The sequence below is a fragment of the Streptomyces sp. NPDC048473 genome (assembly GCF_043200155.1).
Lineage (GTDB): Bacteria > Actinomycetota > Actinomycetes > Streptomycetales > Streptomycetaceae > Streptomyces.
In genome coordinates, this window is the sequence record NZ_JBICXE010000046.1 from 1 (window position 1) to 19425 (window position 19425).

Consider the following 19425-nt stretch of genomic DNA (forward strand, 5'->3'; position numbering starts at 1 on the left):
CATCAACATGTACGGCATCACCGAAACCACCGTCCACGTCACCACCACCGAAATCGACGAACACCAACTGGACAGCGGAGCCAGCAGGATCGGAACGGCGTTGCCGGACCTGCGCCTCCATGTCCTCGACCCGTACGGGAACCCCACCCCGATCGGAGTGGTCGGGGAACTCCACATCGGCGGCGCGGGCCTGGCACGTGGATACACCGGTCAGCCCGCTCTCACCGCACAACGATTCGTACCGGATCACCTGACGCCGGCCCCCGGTGCCCGCCTCTACCGCAGTGGCGACCTCGCCCGCTGGACGTCCAGCGGCGACCTGGAGTACCTCGGCCGGGCCGACGCACAGGTCAAGATCCGCGGTTTCCGCATCGAACCGGGAGAGATCGAAGACCAGTTGGGCCGACTGGAGACGGTCCGGCAGGCCGTTGTCGTCGTCCGGGACGATCTTGAGGACCGTGCGGATCTCGTCGCCTATCTCGTGCCGGAGCCGGACGCCGACCGGCCCACCACCAGCGATCTCCGAGACGCCCTCGCCGGCCACCTCCCCGATTACATGATCCCGAGGAACTTCGTCTTCCTCGACGCCCTGCCGCTCACTCCGCAGGGCAAGCTCAACCACCGGGCGTTGCCCGCTCCGACGACCGAACGCCCGGAACTGACAGCCGAGTTCATCGCTCCGCTGCCCGGGACCGAGGAGCTGCTCGCGACGATCTGGAGCAACGTTCTCGGCGTCGACCGCGTCGGCCGCCACGACAACTTCTTCGACCTCGGCGGCGACTCCATCCGCAGCATCCAAATACTCGGCCGAGCCCGCGACAACGGACTCACCTTCCACCTCCAAGACCTCTTCAACCACCCCACACTCGCCGACCTCGCCACCACCACAACCACAACGCAACCCGCCACCACACCACCCACCACCCAACCCTTCTCCCTCCTCACCCCCCACGACCGCGACCACCTCCCCCACCACCTCGACGACGCCTACCCCATGGCCGAACTCCAAGTCGGCATGGTCTACGAAATGCAACGCGACCCCGACCGCAACCCCTATCTGAACGTCGAGAACCTTCCGGTCGCCGGCCCGTTCGACGCTCCGGTCTTCCGGCGCGCTCTCGCGCTGGTGGTGAAGCGGCATCCCATTCTGCGTACGTCGTTGGCGCTGACCGGGTACAGCAAGCCGCTCCAGCTGGTGCACACGGACACCGATGTGCAGCTGACGGTGCTGGATCTGCGGGGTCTCGGAGACGACGCGCAGCGCACGGCTCTGCGGGAGTGCGTCCGTACCGAGCGGGCGAAGGTGTTCGACATCGGCGCCGCGCCGTTGTTCCGGATGACGGTCCATGTGCTGTCCGACGACGCCTTCCAGTGGACCGTCACCGACCACCACGCCATCCTCGACGGCTGGAGCCTCGCCTCCACCCTCGCCGAAATCATCGACACCTACCACACCCTCCTCGACGGCAACACCCCCACACTCCCACCCCTCCGCTCCACCTACCGCGACTACATCGCAGCCGAACAAACCGCACTCACCACCCCCGCACACACCACCTACTGGCACAACCTCCTCACCGACCGCCCCGACACCCGACTCCCCCGCGACTCGGCCGAGCTGTCCGACGAGCCGGGCTACCGCAGCGTCACCACACATCTGCCCCCACAGCTCCTCACCGCGCTGGAGCACAGTGCCGCACAGGCCGGGGTTCCGCTCAAGGCAGTGCTGCTGGCCGCCCATCTGCGTGCGCTGAGCCTTGCGACGGGGAGCCCGGATGTCGTCACCGGGCTGACTGCCAACGGGAGGCTGGAGGAGACCGACGGGGCCGAGGTGCGGGGCCTCTTCCTCAACACCGTGCCGTTCAGGCTCCGTCTGCCGGAGGGCAGTTGGGCCGATCTGGCGCGGGCCGTATTCGACGCCGAGCGCGAGATGCTCCCGCACCGCAGGTATCCGATGGCCGCGCTGCGGCGCGAGCTCGGTGGTGCACCGCTGTTCGAGGTCAACTTCACCTACAACAGCTTTCCGCAGTTCGGTGCGCTCGCCGAGGCGGGTGCGCTGGCCAAGGAGGGACCGGGCAACGACGTCCCGGGCGTGGCCCCCACGAGCTTCCCGTTCAGCGTCACGCTCAGCCGGGAATCGGTGCTCGGCGGGATGTGGCTGGAGCTGGAGTACGACACCGCGGAGCTGTCGGCCGGCCAGGTCACCCGGTTGCGTGACTACCACCTGCGGGCGCTGGAGGCGGTGGCGGCGGACATCGGAGCCGACGCGCACGGGGCGCGGTTGCTGAGCGAGGCCGAGCGGGCACTGCTCGACGCGCTGAACGACACGGCGGACGCGCGGGCAGCGGGCGGTGTCCCGGTGCACGAGCTGCTGCGGCAGCAGGCGGCCCGTACCCCGGACGCGCTCGCGATCGAGGACGGCGAGAGGCGGATCAGCTTGGCCAGGCTGGACGCGGACAGCGACCGCCTCGCCCGGCGGCTGCGTCGGGACGGGGTACGTCACGGCGATCTCGTCGGTATCTTCCTGCGGCCCGGATCGGCCGCGCTGACCACCTTCTGGGCGGTGTGGAAGGCGGGGGCCGCGTTCGTCCCGCTCGATCCCGGGCTGCCGGGGCACCGCCTGCGCTCGATGCTGGAACAGGTCCGGCCCGTGCTGCTGATCACTGACGATCCGGAGGCTGCCCCGGGCGGTCACCGACTGCTCGACCTGTCAGCCGTCACGCACGAGCCGGGCGCGGAGGACGCCGGGACGCGGTCCGGGGCCGGCCGGGACAGTTCCGCGCTGCCGTCCGTGAGCGCCCGGGACCTGGCCTATGTGATGTTCACGTCCGGCACCACCGGCGGCCCCAAGGGCGTCATGATCGAACACGGCAGCCTCGCCGCCTATGCGGTGGGTACCCCGCTCGGGCGCACCCGTTCGCTGGGCGCCGAGAAGCCGCTGCGGGTGGTGACCGGCACGTCGGCGTACATCTCCGACTTCCTGCTGGCGCAGGTTCTCCTGGTGCTCGACGGTCACACGCTGTGTGTGCTGAGCGAGGAGCAGCGGCGTGACCCCGGCCATCTCGTCGCCCGCGCCCATGATCCCGAGCGGGCCGTGGACGTCATCGACACCACCACCCTCCAGCTTCAACTCCTCGTCGAACACGGGCTGTTGGATGCACCGTGGCCGCCCCAGCTGCTCGTCTTCGGCGGCGAGGCGTGCCCGCCCGACCTGTGGGCGGCGTTGGGCGAGCGGCCCGGCGTGCGGGCCTTCAACAGTTACGGGCCGGCGGAGGCGACGGTCGAGGCGACCGTGGCACGGGTGACCGGGGGCGGCGGACCTGTCATCGGCCGGCCCTGTGCCAATACCCGGATCCATCTCCTGGATGCCGCAGGGTATGAAGTGCCGCCCGGCACCGCGGGTGAGATCTGCGTCGGCGGCGCCGGGGTGGGCCGGGGCTACCTCGACCGGCCCGGGGTCACGGCCGAGCGTTTCGTGCCGGACCCCTGGGGCCCGGCGGGCAGCCGCCTCTACCGTACGGGGGACGTCGGCCGCCTCACGGACTCCGGCGATCTGGAATTCCTGGGGCGGGTGGATCACCAGCTGAAGGTGCTCGGCGAGCGCGTCGAGCCGGAGGAGGTCGAAGCGGTGCTGCGCGCCCATCCGGGCGTTGCCGCCGCGATCGTCGGCCGCCATCCTGACCACGAGGGGCTGCTGGCCAACGTCGTACCGGCCCAGGGCGGTGCCCCGGACCAGCGGGAACTGCGACGGCATGCCGCCTCCCGGCTGTCGTCGGCGGCGGTGCCGGCGCACTTCGTCGTGGTCGACAGGTTGCCGCTCACCCCGGCCGGAAAGCTGGACCGTGCCGCCCTGCGGGCCACCGGCCCCGGCTCGGGTCCCGGCGGAACCGAAGGTCCTGAGGGGACCGAGGGTCCGGGCGGACCGGCCCGTGGCGCGGCGGAGTCGGCGTTCTCGCGGACGGAACGGCGCGTCGCCGAGGTGTGGCACAAGCTCCTCGGCCTTCGTGCCGGCCGGCAGGACGACTTCTTCACGATCGGCGGGCACAGTCTGCTGGCCGTACGGCTCGCGGGCGAGCTGGGCGCCGCGTTCGGCACCACCGTTCCGCTGCCCCAGCTGTACAGCACTCCCACGCTGGCGGGTCAGGCCGCGTACCTCGACGACGCCCGGCATGCGCGGGAGCGCAAGGATAGAAGCGGCGGCCCGCGCAGCGTCATCGGCCTCGGCGGCTCTCCCGGGCTCCAGCCTCTGGTGCTGGTGCATCCGCTCGGCGGCACACTCTTCTGCTACCGGGATCTGACGGCCCGGGTCGCGGGCTCCTTCGAGGTCCTCGGCGTACAGGGGGACCTGATGGGCGGCCGGGACACGGCGGACTTCGCCTCGCTGGCGTCGGGTTACGCCCGCGAACTGGCACCCCTGCTCCAGGGGCGGCGGCCCGTGATCGCCGGCTGGTCGGCGGGCGGTGTGCTGGCGCACGAGGTCGCCTCACGGCTGGCGGACCGGGACATCGTGGCCGATCGTGTCGTCATCATCGACGCCGCTCCCCAGCAGGGGCCCGACACGGCGGCGGACGCGGCGGCGCTGGAACGGCTGCGCAGCGATGTGGCACGGCTGGGACCGCGCCGGCTCCTCGCGGAGCACGCCATCGACGACGTGCTGCGGCTGCTCGGCGTGGACGCGGAGGCGCTGGCCGAGCTGAACGGTCCCGTCACCGCGTCACTCATGGAGTTCTGGCAGGGGATGCTGTCCGGCCTGGCCGGACACCGGCCCTCCCCCTACCCGGGCCCCGTGCACCTCGTGATGTCCCGCCGGGGTGAGGAGGCGGCCGTCCGTGCCGCGATCACCGGATGGGAACGGTTCGCCGGGACGCTGCGCGTCTCGTACGCCGACGGCGACCACTACCAGCTCATGCGGGAGCCCTGGATCGGGGACGTGGCCGGGGTGTTCGCCGGCCCGGACGATCCGACAGATCAGACCGACGGGGGCGTGTCCGGCCGGTCCTGATCCGCCGTACACATCCGAATCCGGCTGGACCCTTTCGAAAGGAACTCGACGTGCTGGTGCTCGGTGTCAGCGGACTCGACCGATCGTTGTCCGTCAAGAAGAACATGCTGCCCGGTCTGGACCGGCGGGAACAGCGTGTGGTGCAGGGCCTCGACTCGGCCGCGGCGCTGGTCGGGGAGCAGGGCGTGATCGCCGCCTCGGCGCAGGAGCGGCACGACGGGGTGAAGGGCACGGGCGCGTTCCCCGTCGACGCGGTCGAGGCGTGCCTGCGGATGGCAGGAGTGACCCTGGACGACGTCGACTTCGTCGCGCACGGCTTCCGGTACGAGCCGTCCGTCGCGTTCGAGCGCGACGAGTTCGCCCGGCGCTGGTACCGGGAGGTGTACAGCGAGGCCGTGCAGTACGAGGTGTTGCGTACGCACTATCCGGACCAGGACTGGGAACGCAAGTTCGTCCGGGTGGGCCACCATGCCGCCCATGCCGCCAGCAGCTACTACCTGAGCGGGTTCCCCGACGCGACGGTGCTGGTGGCCGACGGTATGGGCGAGGCCGAGTCCACGTCGGTCCTGCGGGGCAGCGGTGACGCGTTGCACGGTGTTCGCAGTTACTCCATATCCGCGTCGCTGGGCATCCTCTACAGCGTCGTCACCCAGTACCTGGGATTCCTGCCGGGGATGGACGAGTACAAGGTGATGGGTCTGGCGCCCTACGGGGACGCGGGCCGGTACGCGAATGTGGCGGACGAGCTGATGCGCAGGGCTCCGGGCGGGCGGCTGATGGCCCCCGTCCTGGCGCACGACAAGTCGCCGACGGAGCGGGAGACGCACCGGGGGGCCATCCGGCGGCTGGAGGAGCTGTTCGGTCCTGCCCGGCATCCGGAGGCGCCGCTCGACCAGCGGCACATGGATGTCGCGGCAACCGTCCAGCGCAAACTGGAGGAGAGCCTGCTGTACGTCCTGCGCGAGACGGCCGAGAGCGCAGGCGGCTCCCGCAATCTGTGCATGGCGGGCGGTGTCGCGCTGAACTGCACGGCCAACGGTGTGATCGCCCGCAGCGGTCTGTTCGACCGGGTGTTCGTGCAGCCGGCGTCGGGGGACGACGGTACGGCCCTCGGCGCGGCGCTGTGGCAGCTCCAGCAGCATGTACCGGCGCCGCCGGCCCCGATGACGATGCCGTACTGGGGCGAGGAGTTCGACGACGCGGAGATCGAGGCGCAGCTGCGTGGGCTGGGTGCCGGGTTCACCGTACGGAAGCTGGCCGAGGACGATCTGCTGGCCGAGGTGTCGTCGCTGATCGGTGCCGGGCAGGTCGTCTCCTGGTTCCAGGGGCGGATGGAGTTCGGCCCGCGTGCGCTGGGCAACCGGAGCATCCTCGCGGACCCGGCATCACCCGGCATGCGTGCCCATCTGAACACCGTCGTGAAGCAGCGTGAGGAGTTCCGGCCGTTCGCACCGGCCGTCCTGGCGGAGGAGGCGACCACGTACTTCGAGATCGAGCCCGGTCAGGAGTCGATGTACCGTCACATGCTCTTCGTGGCGCAGGTGCGGCCCGAGTACCGCGAGAAGCTGCCGTCGATCACGCATGTCGACGGCTCGGCCCGGGTGCAGACCGTCGACCGGGAGAGTGCGCCGAGGTTCTGGCGCCTGATCCGCCGAGTCGGTGACGACCGGGGCATCCCGATGGTGGTCAACACCTCGTTCAATCTGCGCGGCCAGCCGATCGTGCGGACGCCGGACGTCGCGGTCGCCACGTACGCCCGCTCGACGCTGGACGCGCTGGCGATCGGCGACTGGCTGGTGACCCGCGACCGGCCGTCGGCCGCCCAGGCCGCAGGAGCGAGCGATGAGTGAGCGCCCCACCCCCGCCGGGGCACGGCCGGTGGCGGAGCTCCGTGAGGCCGTCGCCGCGATCTGGCGGAACGCCCTCGGCCTGGACGACATCCGCGACGACTGCAACTTCTTCGACGAGGGCGGCGACTCCGTCCTCTCCGTGGAGGTGGCGATCTCGCTGCGCGAACTCACCGGCCAGGAACTCGAACTGGACGTCCTCTACGAGTACCCGGAGTTCGGCGCGCTGTCGGCGGCGTTGAACGGCGGTGATGAGGGAGGGCCGGAGACGAAGGAGCTGACCGCCGCCGAGGAACGGCTGTGGACCGCCGAACAGCTCCACCCGGGGAGCGCCGTCTACCATCTCGCCGTCCGCTACCGCTTCCCCGGCTCTCTCGACGTCAGCAGGCTGCGCGCCGCGCTCGACACGCTGGCGGCCCGGCACGAGGCGCTGCGGCGCGGCTTCGTGAAGCCCGCGCTTTCATTGACCGCGCGAAAGGTCTCGGTGGCCTGCCGGTGGGTGGACGCGCGGGGCGTTTCGGACGACAGCGTGCGCGAACTCGTCGACACCGAGGTGCGCACGCCGTTCGACCTCGGCCGGCCTCCGCTGCTGCGGGCCCTGGTCGTGGACCGGGGCGACTCGGGCAGTGAACTGGTCCTGACCGCACACCACTTGGTGTGTGACGGGATCTCGCTGGATCTCGTCGAGGCGCAGCTCCAGCAGCTCTACGAGGACGGCTCCGGCTCGGAAGGCAGCGAGTGGGAGCGGGAGTCCGCCGTCCGGCAGGCCGTGTCCGTACGGCCCCGGGATGCCGAGGCGGCGCTGGATCACTGGCGGACGATGCTCGCCGGCTGCCCCGACGCGCTTTCCCTGCCGCACGATCTGACCCGTCCGGCGCGGCCCGGTGTCGCGGGCGCCGCCCATCGCATCGTGCTCACGGACGCGCAGGTGTCGACGATCCTGTCGTCGGCCGAGGAGGAGCGGCTCAGTCCGTTCATGGCGTGGGTGGCCGCCTATGTGACCGGTCTCGTCGCAGTGACGGGCGACCGGGATCTGGTGCTCGCCGTGCCCGCCTCGTCGCGAGGTCCTGCCCAGGCGGGCGAGGTCGGCATGTTCGTCGACACGCTGCCGCTGCGGTTCACCGTCCGGCCGGGGGCCACGGCCCGCGATGTGATGCGGCTGGTGCGTCGTGTGGTGACCGGTGCCCTGGCCCATCAGCAGGTGCCGTTCCAGACGCTCGTCGAGGAGGTGCGGTCCGGCAGCGACCGTTCGCGGGCACCGCTGGCCCAGACCGCCCTCACCTACATGGACACCACACGGTGCGGGCTGCGGTGGGACGGTCACAGCGCCGAGCGTGAGCAGATCGGCACGGGCACCGCGAAGTACGAGGTGCTGTGGCTGGTCACGCGGACCGGTCTCGGGACGGTCTGTGAACTGGAATACTCCACGGACCTGTTCACCGGCGAGGCGGCGGCCGCCCTGCACCGGCGCATGGTGGCGGCCGTCGGCGACGCCTTCGCACAGCCGGACTCCCCCCTGCCGGAGCGCGGTACGAACGCGGTCGACGTGTTCGTCCCGATCCACGAAATGGTCCACCGCCGGGCTGCGGAGCACCCCGGCGCGGTGGCGGTACGGCACGGGCGGACGACGCTGACGTACGGGGAGCTGGACCGGCGGGCGAGCGTGGTGGCCGCCGGGCTCCGGACGGCCGGGATCGGCCGCGGCTCAGTGGTGGCCGTGCCCATGGAGCGTGGCATCGCGTCGGTCACCACGTGCCTCGGCATCCTGTACACGGGCGCCGCCTACCTGCCGGTGGACATCGCTCAGCCGGCCGAGCGCACCCGGCACATCGTGCGGACCGCGGCGACGGCGGCCGTCGTCACGGACGACGCGGCGGCCGAACTGCTCGCGGACGTGGTGCCCGCCCATCTGCTGGAGAAGCTGCTCGTCACCGACGAGGCCTCGGTGGCCCCGGCGGCGGTGACCGGCGCCGATGTGGCCTACGTGATCTGCACCTCGGGCTCGACGGGCCGTCCCAAGGCGGTGGTGGTGCCACACCGTGCCGTCGTAAGGCTGGTGCCGGACGCGGACTTCGTGACGTTCGGCCCCACCGACCGGGTCGCACATGTCTCCAATCCCGCCTTCGACGCGGCGACGCTGGAGATCTGGGGAGCGCTGGCAGGCGGCGGCACCCTCGTCGTCGCGGACCGGGACGTGCTGCTGTCACCGCGGCGGATGCGTTCCTTCGTCGCCGACGAGGGCATCTCCGTCATGTTCCTCACCGTGACGCTCCTCAACCAGATGGTGGACTTCGCACCGGACGCCTTCCGGGATCTGCGGGTGCTGCTCTTCGGCGGTGAGAAGCACGATGCGCGCAGGCTGGGGAAGCTGTTCGCGGCCGGCCCGCCCGCCACAGTGGTGAACGGCTACGGTCCCACCGAGAACACCACGTTCAGCACCACCCACGAGGTGACCGCCGAGGATCTCGCCGAGGGCGTGGTCCCGCTCGGCCGCCCGCTCCCGCGCAGCACTGCGTACGTCCTCGACGCATCCGGGCAGCGGGTCGGCGTCGGCGGGACCGGGGAACTGCACGTGGGCGGCGAGGGACTCGCCCACGGCTACCTCGATGCCCCCGCGCCGACCGCCGCGGCCTTCGTCCCCGACCCGTTCGCCGGGCTTCCCGGGCAGCGGCTCTACCGTACGGGCGACCAGGTACGGGTCCTGCCCGGTGAGCGGTACGAGTACGTGGGGCGGCTCGACGACCAGGTGAAGGTGCGCGGCCACCGCGTCGAACTCGCCGAGATCGAGGCAGCGGTACGGCGGCAGGACGGGGTGGCCGACGCCGTCGTGCTCGGACGTCCCACGGACGACGGCACCGAGATCCTCGCCTTCGTGGCTCCGGACACCGCCACGGACGAACCGGAGGCGGCCGTGGACGTCACCGCGCTCGGGGACGGACTGCGCGGGGAACTGCCGCAGTACATGCTGCCGACGGTGATCGTCGTCGACCGCATCCCCGTCACCGCCAACGGAAAGGCGGACCGCGAGGCACTCCTGTCCGCGTCGGCCGGGGCCGGGTCCGGTGACGGCGCCCCGGCGGAGCACACCGATGCGGCGCAGGACAGCCACCCGGTCGACGGCGCGGTCACCGCGCTCTGGCAAGAGGTACTGGGCACCGGGAGCGCCCGGCCGGAGGACAACTTCCTGAACGCGGGCGGACATTCCATCAAGGCCATGCGGCTGCTGGCCCGGCTCGACGAGGAGCTGGACGTCACGATCGATCTGGTCGACTTCTTCGAGAACCCCACCCTGCGCGGGCTCACCACCCTCGTACGGCTGGAGCTGTCGGGAGGCGCGCTGTGAGCACCGCTCCTTCCCTGGGCCGCTTCCTGCACTGGGCGCAGGTCCAGCCGGACGCCGCGGCGATCGTCGACGAGAGCGGCGAACTGAGCTACGCGGCACTGGAGTCCGCCGCCCGCGCCCGCGCGGCGGGGCTGTCGGCGGACGGGGTGCGCCCCGGTACGCGGGTCGCCGTCGAGTGCGGATACGGCACCGACTATGTGGTCGCCCTGCTGGCGACCTGGCTGCTGGACGCGGTGGCGGTACCCCTCGATCCGGCGGCGCCGGCCGAGCGCCGCCGCCACCAGGTCCGGCAGGCGCGCTGCGCGGCGGCCGTTCCCTTTCCGTACGCCGACGGCACAGTCCGCGCCGCCGTCGCCGACGTGGTCTCCGGGCGGGCGACCGAGGCGGCCGCCCCACCGGACGGGGGCGAGCCTGCCGCGTACATCCTGTTCACCTCGGGCTCGACCGGCCTTCCCAAGGGGGTGGAGATCGAGCACACCGGGCTGCTCACCATGCTGGACTACTTCTCCGGCGCCATGGGGCTGGGACCGGGCGACCGAATGCTCGCGCACAGCAGCATCGTCTTCGACATGTCCGTGCCGGAGATGCTGGTGCCGCTGACGAGCGGCGGCACGATCGCCGTCGCTCCGTCGCGGTGTGCGCGCAACCCGGAGTTCTTCGCGAAATGGCTGCTCGCCCAGGAGCCCGGCGCCGCGTTCGCCACACCCAGCCAGCTGCGGTTACTGCTTCCCTTCCTGGCCGGTGAGCGGGCCTTCACCCACCTGGTCAGCGCCGGGGAGGCGCTGCCCGCCGCGCTGGCCAAGGAGCTGGACGGGGTCGTCGGTACCTTGTGGAACGGGTACGGCCCCACCGAGACGACCGTCTGCGGCCTGTGCACCGAGGTCCGTCCGCCCTACCGGGACCCGCTGCCGATCGGCGTACCGATCACCGGTCTGAGCGCCCAGGTGCTGGACGGGTCGCGGCAGCCCGTTCCCGAGGGTGAGGTCGGTGAGCTCTGCCTCTACGGGGTCGGCGTGGCGCGCGGCTACGTCGGTGAGCCCGGCCTCACCGCCCGGTCCTTCACCACCGGCCCCGACGGCTCCCGTGCCTATCTGACCGGCGACATAGTGCGGATCGGTGCCGACGGGCAGTTCTTCTTCCACGGCCGGATCGACGACCAGGTGAAGATCCGGGGGCACCGGGTCGAGCTGGGCGAGATCGAGTCGGTCGCCGAGCGAACCCCGGGCGTCTCGCAGGCGGTCGCCCTGCTCACCGAAGCACTGCGTGGGCGGGCCGAGTTGCATCTCGCCGTGGTGTGCGGGTCCGGGGACGGCGAACCCGTGGGCCCAGGGGCCGCCGAGGCCGCGCTGCGTGAACGCCTGCGGCGGGACCTGCCGGTCCACATGCGGCCGGGGCGCCTGTTGTTCTTCGACGAACTGCCGCGCAACGCCTCGGGGAAGACCGACCGCAACGGGGTGCGGCGGATCGTCGAGGAGCGCCTGAGACGTCCCTGAGCAAGTCGTGCGCCCGAACAAATCCTCCAGTCGATTCAACCGTCAGTCAGGAAAGGCAGCGCAATCATGAGCGAGCAGACGACCGGCACCCGGTACAGCGTGGTCCACAACGACGAGGAGCAGTACAGCCTCTGGGCCGAAGGGCGGCCGGTCCCGGCCGGCTGGCATCGCACGGACTTCAGCGGTGGGCGCGAGGAGTGCCTGGCCCACATCGACGCGGTCTGGACGGACATGCGCCCCAGGAGCCTGCGGGTGGCCATGGGCGAGAACTGAGAGCTCACCGACCCAGGGCCGGGGAAGGAACCGTCGTCGTACGGGTGCCTTCCCCGGCCGTATCCCCAGCCAGCAGTGGAGGTCAGCCGTGTGGGCGCTTCTTCGCCGCAATGCGCAGTTCCGTCGGATGTTCGCCGGCGAGGCGGTCTCCAGCTTCGGGGACAGCGCCATGTTTCTGTCACTCGCCATCTGGGCGAAGGATCTCACCGGCTCGAACGCCGCCGCCGGTCTGGTCATGCTGGCGCTCACCGTGCCGGGCCTGTCCGCGCCCCTGCTGGGGCACCTCGTGGACCGGGTGCACCGCAAACCGCTGCTGGTCAAGATGTACGGCGGGATGGCGGTCCTCGTGCTGTCGCTGCTGGCCGTCCGGGGCTCCGGCCAGTTGTGGATCATCTATGTGGTCGCCCTCGCCTACGGGGTGCTGGTCTCCACCCCCGCCCGGCAGGCGCTGTTGAAGGACCTGCTGCCGTCGTCCGACGCGGTCCAGGCCAGGTCGCTCCTCATCGCCACCAGGGAGGGCGTACGCATCGCCTCCCCGGTGGCGGGCGCCGGGGTGTACGTGGCCTTCGGCGGCGTCGCGCTGGCCGTGCTGGGGGCGCTCACACTGAGCGCGGCCGCGCTGCTGATCGGCTCGGTCAAGGTGGTCGAGTCGGAACCGGACCCCGTCGAGGAGTCCTTCGGCACCTCCCTCACCGCCGGCCTGCGGTATCTGCGCGGCACACCGCTGCTGTTCCGGTTGACGCTGGCGATGGTCGTCTTCCTCGGCGGCATCGGCATGCTGGAGACCGCGGCCTTCGCCGCCGTCGATCACGGCCTGGGCCGCCCGGCGGCGTTCGTCGGGGTCATGGCGTCGATCCAGGGCGCCGGTTCCGCGCTCGGCGGTCTGGTCTCCGGGACGGTCATACGGCGGCTGGGGGACGTCGGTACCAGCTGCGTGGGCTACGGACTCGTGGCGGTGGGGCTGCTGCTGTGCGTCTCACGCGATGTGACGTTCTTCCTCGTCGGGACGACGCTCATCGGTGCGGGCCTGCCGTTCGTGGCCGTGGTACTGGGGGCGGCGGTGCACCTGTACGCACCGGCCCGGATGCAGGGCCGCGTCAACGCCACGGTCAACACCGCGAAGGACGGGGCGCAGACCCTGTCGCTCACGGCGGGCGCGGCGCTGATCGGGGTGCTGGACTACCGGGTCATGTACCTGGTGATGACGGTGACCACGGTGGCGTGCGCGGTCAGTCTGCTGGTCCGCTCGATTCCCGCTCCGGAGGTGGTGCCGTCGGTGGCGGACGCCCCGGCCGACGACAGGCCCGGACGGGGCGCGGCCCCTGCGCGCGAGCAGGACAGTGGCGCACCCGCGGGCGAGCCGCGGGTGGGGTGAGCCCTGGGCGTCCGGGCCCGCAGAACGAGCCGCGCCAAGCGCAGTGTGGAAGGCTTCTACGACGAAGGGCGTACGGGACGGAGCTTGTGCCCCGGACGCCCGCGGGGCCCTGAAACACTCGACGAAGGGTGCGCCATGAAGTTCACAGTCCTGGGGGGACGCGGCCTGATCGGCACACAGGTGGTCGAGCGGCTGAGAGCGGCCGGCCACGATGTCGTACCCGCTTCGCTGTCCACCGGAGTCGACGTGATCAGCGGCGAAGGTCTGGAGCGGGTTCTCGCGGGCGCCGATGTGGTGATCAACCTGACGAACTCCCCGGCATTCGACGAATCGTCCATCGACTTCTTCGAAACGTCGATGAACAACCTCGCGGCGGCGGCGGAGGCGGCCGGTGTCCGCCACCATGTGATTCTCTCGATCGTCGGCGTGGACCACGTGCAGCAGTACGACTACTACCGGGCCAAGGTCGCCCAGGAGACCATCCTCAAGAACGCACCGACGCCGTACTCGATCGTGCGCGCCACGCAGTTCTTCGAGTTCGTCGAAGCGGTCCTGTCCTGGACGACCGACGGCGACACCGTCCGTCTGCCTACCACCCCCTTGCAGCCGATCGCTGCTTCCGACGTCGCCGCGGCTGTCGTGCGGGCCGCGTCCGAAACGCCGTTGCAGGGCATCCGGAACATCGCGGGCCCTGACGTCTTCCCACTCGACGAGCTCGGTCGGATCACTCTGGCCGCACGTCCCGACGGCCGCCGCGTGGTCACCGACGACCGGGCGGGCATGTTCGCCATGGCCACCGGAGATGTCCTGACCGCGCCGGCGGACGCCGACCGTGCCCCCACGCACTACACGGACTGGCTTCAGCAGCCGTAGCCGGAGCTCCGCCGCTCCCCTACTCCACCGTGATCGCCTGCACCGGGCAGACGCGGGCGGCTTCCTTGACCATCGGGTCAGCCACGTCCTCCTCGTGGCCCGGCAGTAGTTCGCTGAAGCCGTCGTCGTCCTGGGTGAAGACCTTCGGCGCGGTCAGCGCGCACTGGCCGGCGCCGATGCATACATCCCTGTCGATACTGATCCGCATCACCACAGCATCCTTTCCAGGAGGGGTCCGGTCACCACGCCACGGGCAGTTCGAGCATGCCCTGGATCGTGTCGCCGGGCTTGAACGGGATCTCGTCGACGGGTGCCGCCAGCCGCAGCCCCGGCAGCCGGTCGAAGAGGGTGCGCAGCGCGATCTCCAGCTCGGCCCGCGCAAGATTCTGACCGAGGCACTGATGGATCCCGAAGCCGAAGGCGACATGGTGGCGCGACTGCCGGCCGAGGTCCAGTTCGTCCGGCGACGGGTACGCGGCTTCGTCCCGGTTGATCACCGAAGTGGACAGTACGACGCCCTCACCTGCCCGGATGGTCACCCCACCCACCTCGATGTCCTCCGTCGCCACCCGTGAGATGCCGTCCGCGATGGACAGGAATCGCAGCAACTCCTCCACCGCGGCGGGCATCAGGTCCTCGGATGTGCGCATCCGGTCCAGCTGGACCGGATGTTGAAGGAGAGTGAACGTGCCCAGCGAGATCATGTTCGCGGTCGTCTCGTGGCCCGCTATCAGCAGGATCTCGGCCAGCTGGACCAGTTCGTCACGGCTGATGGCCCCGGTGTCGAGCTGCTCAGCGATGAGCTCGTCGAGCAGCCCCTCGCCCCGGTCGGACCGCTTGCGCTCGATCAGTGACCGGAAGTACTCGTCGAGCGCCGCCCGCGCGGCCTCGATATCCGCGGCCCCGGGGCCGCGCAGCAACCTGCGCGACTGGGACTCGAAGAAGTCGTGGTCGGCGTACGGAACGCCGAGAAGCGCACAGATCACCATCGAGGGAACGGGCAGCGCGAAGGCGCTCACCAGATCGGTGGGCGGGCCCTGCTCGATCATGGCGTCCAGCAGCCGGTCCACGGTCTCCTGGATCCTCGGCCGCAATGCGGCGGTCCGCTTCACGGAGAAGCTCGGGATCAGCATCCGGCGCTGTGCGTTGTGCTCGGGGTCGTCGACGCCGATCAGTTCGATACGCCGTCTGGTGCTCCGGGCCACCCGCTCGGTGAACACCGGGAACTCGGGGTTCTCCCGGTCGGCCGACAATCGCCGGTCGACCAGCAGCGCACGCGCCTCGGCGTGCCCGGTCACCAGCCACACCCGGCGGCCGTCGAAGAGTCTGGCGGGAGACAGCGGCCGTTGCCCGTCGTTCTGTGGCCGGTATTCCGTCGGCGGGTGGTACGGGCAGGTGCGGTCCTGCGGGAAGGAGACGGTCTCGGTGTCTGCCATGGCGAGCCTCGCAAAGAGGACGGAGGGATTCCTACCGGTCTCCCCCACTAGATGCCTCAGTCACCTAACTAGTCTACGCAATGTTCAGCCAACTCGCCGGGTGTGCGGCCCCCCGGCAGCGTAACGCCGCGACCTGCGTCCCGCCTCGCGAGCCACCGGCGGACACGGCCGCGCGGACCGGCAGCCCCGACGGCTGCTCCGGCCCGCGCCGCACCCCGTACCGTGCTCGCGTCAGCCGAGCCCGGTGGCAAATACGTGCAGGTCAAGGTTGTGAGGAAGCGTCACGCTCTTGATCCGCTTGCCCTCCGGGACCTGGAACGGTGTGGTGGCAAAGACATAAACAGCGGAGCCGTTGCCTCCGGCCTGGTTCCGATGGTCGGCCCGCGCGACGAGTGCGTTACCGAGGACCGGGTCCGTGCCGCCGCCGGGCTTGGTCCAGTCGCCGAACGACAGATCCGCCTTCGCCGTACTGCCGTCGGTGAAGGTCACGGTGGCACTGCCCTCGTGATCGCCGTCGGTCGCCGATCCCACGAACAGCAGCCGTTCGGCGTCCTTCGCGGCGGCGGTCAGATCAATCGTCTGGCCGTCTGCGGCGACATTGTCCGGCCGGCCCTGCGGCGCGGCCGGCCAGGTGAAGGAGGTGCCCGAGATGTCCAGACGCGTTCCGCCCTTCAGCCCGGCCGCCGACAGCGCCTGGCGCGAGTAGCTGTTCCCGTCCCCGTCGTAGTCGCCCTGGCCGTGATCCGCGTCGTCGGACAGCCCCGTGTTGTCGTAGGCGGCCGAAAGGCTGCCCTTCGATGCGACCAGAACGATCGCGAACAGCTGTACGGGATCGGCCTGTCCGCTTCCGTACACGGTCAGCGGCACTTCGTAATAGCCCTCTGCGGTCTCCGGCCCGGCCGTCACCGTCAGCGCCGCGCTGCCCGAACCGGTCGCGGGATCGAGCTTCAGCCCGGTACTTCCCGGGCTCACGGTCAGGCCCTTCGGCGCCTTGGCGGTGACCGTCAAGGTCCGGTCACGCCCGGCGAGGCGCTGCGCGGCGACCGTGAGTTCCGCTCCGTCTCCGCCTGGCTCGGCGGTGGTCCGGCTGGGGGTCGCGTTGGCCAGGAAGGCACGCTCACCCGTGCGGTACGACGGCGGCGCCGCCTTCTTTGAGGTCGCCCAGCCGGTGTCCGGTGTGCCGGACAGGGAGAAGTCGAGTCGTCCGCCGTTCGTCACCACCGACTGCGGCAGATAAGTGCGCTCCCAGTTGCGGCCGTTGAGCTTGAGGTCATGCACATACGGAGTGTCCGTCGAAGCCTTCGGAGCCCGGATGTCCAGATCGGCGCCGCCCCCCGGCAGGTCCAGCACGGCCCGTTCGAACAACGGACTGTGCACGGTGAGATCGGGCGTACCTGGAGTCGAAGGATAGAGACCGAGAGCGGCCCAGACGTACCACGAGGACTGTGCGCCGAGATCGTCATTGCCCGGCTCGCCGTCCGGAGTGGGACTGAACAGGGTCGTGGCGGTGTCCCGTACCGCCTTCTGCGTCTTCCACGGCATACCGAGGTGGTTGTAGACCCACGGCACACCGAAGTTGATCTCGTTGCCGGCCCACATGTACGGCTCGTTCGGACCTGCGTTGAGCTTGGTGAAGAATGTGTCGAGCCGCTCGGAGGCGACGTCCCGGCCGCCCATGGCCGCGATCAGACCGGCGGTGTTCTGCGGTACGAGCCAGTTGTACTGTGCGGCGTTCCCTTCGTCGAAGCCGTCCTGGCCGAACTTGCCTTCCGGGGGCGGCTGGAAGCCGGGCCCGTCCGGAAAACGGCCGTCCTCGCCGCGCGGCTGGAGATAGCCGGTGGCGGGGTTGAGGATGTTCTGCCAGTTCTGGCCGCGACGTGTGAAAGTCCGCGCGGTGTCCGTGTCCTTGGCGGCGCGGGCGAGCTGCGCGATGGCGAAGTCGTCGATCGCCCATTCCAGCGTGACCGACCCACCGACGCGCTGATGGTCGCCGCGCGAGGCGTCGTTGTTGGGTGCGTAGCCGCGCTCGATGTAGTTGGCGATGTCCGGACGCTCCTGGTAGGCGCCCGGAGTGCCGTCCACCGTCGTCGCGCCCTTGACCAGGTACTTCAGCGCGGTCTTGAGGTCGAAGTCGCGGGCGCCGAAGGCGTACAGGCTGGCGATCAGGGGCACGGAGTTGTCGCCGGTCATCTGTCCCGTGTAGCTGTTCGCGAGCGGCCAGCGCGGCCACCATCCGCCTTGTTCGGCGTCGTTGACCAGGGACTGCGCCATGTCGCTCGCCTCCTTGGGCCACAGCAGGGCCTGAAGAGGGGCGAGAGAGCGGTAGGTGTCCCAGTCCGAGAAGTTGGCGTACTGAGTACGACCCTTGGGCAGCGTACGGACCTTGTCGTCGAAGCCGATGTAGCGGCCGTCGGTGTCGTTGAACGTGTTCGGGTGCATCAGCGAGTGGTAGAGCGCGGTGTAGAACGTCTTCAGCTCATCGGCGCTCCGGCCCGCGACCCGCGCCTTGCGGAGCTCCTTGGTCCACCGGTCCCTCGTCTGCTCCCGCAGCTCATCCAGGCTCCAACCGGGCACCTCGGACGCCATGTTGGCCTGGGCGCCGTCCACAGACACGTACGACATGGCGATCTTGGCGCGCACCGTGCGCGCTTCGGCGGTGTCGAACGTCAGATATGCGCCGGCCTTGGGCGCATCCACCGTATCGCTGTCCTTCGATACGGACTTTCCGTCCCAGGTGCCGTGCGCGGTGAATGGACGGTCGAAGGTGATCGCGTAGTGAACGGTGTATTCGTTGCCCTTGCCGCAGAAGTTGCCCGTGGTGGCGGAGCCGGTGACCTGCCGGTCACCGACGATCCGCATGTCGGCCTTCTTGTCTCCGGCGAGGCTCCCACCACCCTTGACCAGGACCTGCGCCGCCTTGCCATCTTCGGGAAAGGTGAACGCGGCGAGGCCGGTACGCGTGGACGCGGTCAGCTCGGCGCGGACCTTCGAGTCGTCGAGCGTGACCGCGTAATAGCCGGGCTCGGCCTCTTCGCCGGTGTGCGAGAAGTGCTCGGTACGGTCCCACGGCGCCGAACCGACGTCACCGGTCACCGGTCACCGGCAGGATCGGCACATCTCCGAAGGCCGTGCAGCCGACCGAGGCGTGATCGATGCTGAAGCCTCGGATCCGGTCGCTGTGGTACTGGTACCCGGCGTACGAACCGGGTGTATCGGGTGAGAACTGCATCATCCCGAACGGGACCGAAGGACCGGGAAAGTTGTTGATCTCGCCCACGGTCGAACCGCCGCGTCCCGTGCCGATGAGCGGATCGACGTAATCGGCGGGATCGTCGACGAGCTGCGCGCCGGCCTTGGGTGTTGACAACGTTGTCACGACGGCGGATGCCACGGCAGGTTGCACTGTTCCCAGGAGCAGTGCCGCCGCGGCGGCGGTCACTGCGCTTCGAGTCTTCCAACGTCTCACGTACGCCTCCGGTGCGGGTGCGGCTCAGGCCCACCACACATTCCGTGAAGTGGTCACGTCCCGTCAAGAGGCGGGCACAGACGTGAGTTCGCCGCGCCGAGCCGGCTTTCGGTCTCGTGACGGCGGTGCTCCTCACCTTTTCGGCCGGAGCACTCGCAGGCACCTGCGCACAGACCGGCGACGGACCGTCCACCGCGAACAGCCCGGCCGCCTCTTCAGCCACTCCCGCCGAGGGCATGCGCTCGCGGCCGCCGTCCTTTCCGTGATGGCAGCGGATGGCGGATCAGGGCGGGCGCGGACGCCACTCGCTTCGTAGA

At 70.3% G+C, this 19425-nt stretch carries 11 protein-coding genes; 7 read left to right on the forward strand and 4 right to left on the reverse strand.

From position 1 onward, the window contains the following. From ACGFU7_RS39845 to ACGFU7_RS39875, 7 genes are all read left to right on the forward strand, one after another. Positions 1–5002: amino acid adenylation domain-containing protein (locus ACGFU7_RS39845; protein ID WP_393702813.1), on the forward strand; the 5002-nt coding region annotated here is incomplete at its 5' end. Between the two features lie 50 nt (positions 5003–5052). Continuing rightward, positions 5053–6852 (forward strand): carbamoyltransferase, encoded by a 1800-nt coding sequence (locus tag ACGFU7_RS39850; protein ID WP_393702815.1) that lies wholly within the window; start codon positions 5053–5055, stop codon positions 6850–6852. Next, positions 6845–10192, forward strand: a complete 3348-nt coding sequence (locus tag ACGFU7_RS39855; RefSeq protein WP_393702816.1) for an amino acid adenylation domain-containing protein — start codon at positions 6845–6847, stop codon at positions 10190–10192. The genes ACGFU7_RS39850 and ACGFU7_RS39855 overlap by 8 nt, the downstream gene beginning before the upstream one ends. Next, positions 10189–11685, forward strand: coding sequence for an amino acid adenylation domain-containing protein (locus ACGFU7_RS39860; protein WP_393702818.1), 1497 nt, complete (start codon positions 10189–10191; stop codon positions 11683–11685). The genes ACGFU7_RS39855 and ACGFU7_RS39860 overlap by 4 nt, the downstream gene beginning before the upstream one ends. Positions 11686–11751: 66 nt before the next feature. Beyond that, the gene (locus ACGFU7_RS39865; RefSeq protein WP_393702820.1) at positions 11752–11958 is read left to right on the forward strand and encodes an MbtH family protein; all 207 of its coding nucleotides are present in this window, start codon (positions 11752–11754) and stop codon (positions 11956–11958) included. 88 nt (positions 11959–12046) lie between these two features. Then, the gene (locus ACGFU7_RS39870) at positions 12047–13333 is read left to right on the forward strand and encodes an MFS transporter (RefSeq protein ID WP_393702822.1); all 1287 of its coding nucleotides are present in this window, start codon (positions 12047–12049) and stop codon (positions 13331–13333) included. A 135-nt stretch (positions 13334–13468) separates the two neighbouring features. Continuing rightward, positions 13469–14206, forward strand: a complete 738-nt coding sequence (locus tag ACGFU7_RS39875; protein ID WP_393702824.1) for an SDR family oxidoreductase — start codon at positions 13469–13471, stop codon at positions 14204–14206. Between the two features lie 19 nt (positions 14207–14225). Here the strand turns inward: ACGFU7_RS39875 and ACGFU7_RS39880 are convergent, their stop codons facing one another. From ACGFU7_RS39880 to ACGFU7_RS39895, 4 genes are all read right to left on the reverse strand, one after another. After that, positions 14226–14414, reverse strand: coding sequence for a ferredoxin (locus ACGFU7_RS39880; protein WP_393702826.1), 189 nt, complete (start codon positions 14412–14414; stop codon positions 14226–14228). Between the two features lie 31 nt (positions 14415–14445). Next, positions 14446–15642: a cytochrome P450 gene (locus ACGFU7_RS39885; protein WP_393702828.1), complete on the reverse strand. Its 1197-nt coding sequence runs from the start codon at positions 15640–15642 to the stop codon at positions 14446–14448. A 231-nt stretch (positions 15643–15873) separates the two neighbouring features. Beyond that, on the reverse strand, positions 15874–18735 hold the full coding sequence (locus ACGFU7_RS39890) for a GH92 family glycosyl hydrolase (protein ID WP_393702830.1): 2862 nt from the start codon (positions 18733–18735) through the stop codon (positions 15874–15876). Next, positions 18725–19018 (reverse strand): hypothetical protein, encoded by a 294-nt coding sequence (locus tag ACGFU7_RS39895; RefSeq protein ID WP_393702832.1) that lies wholly within the window; start codon positions 19016–19018, stop codon positions 18725–18727. The genes ACGFU7_RS39890 and ACGFU7_RS39895 overlap by 11 nt, the downstream gene beginning before the upstream one ends. Positions 19019–19425: the final 407 nt, after the last annotated feature.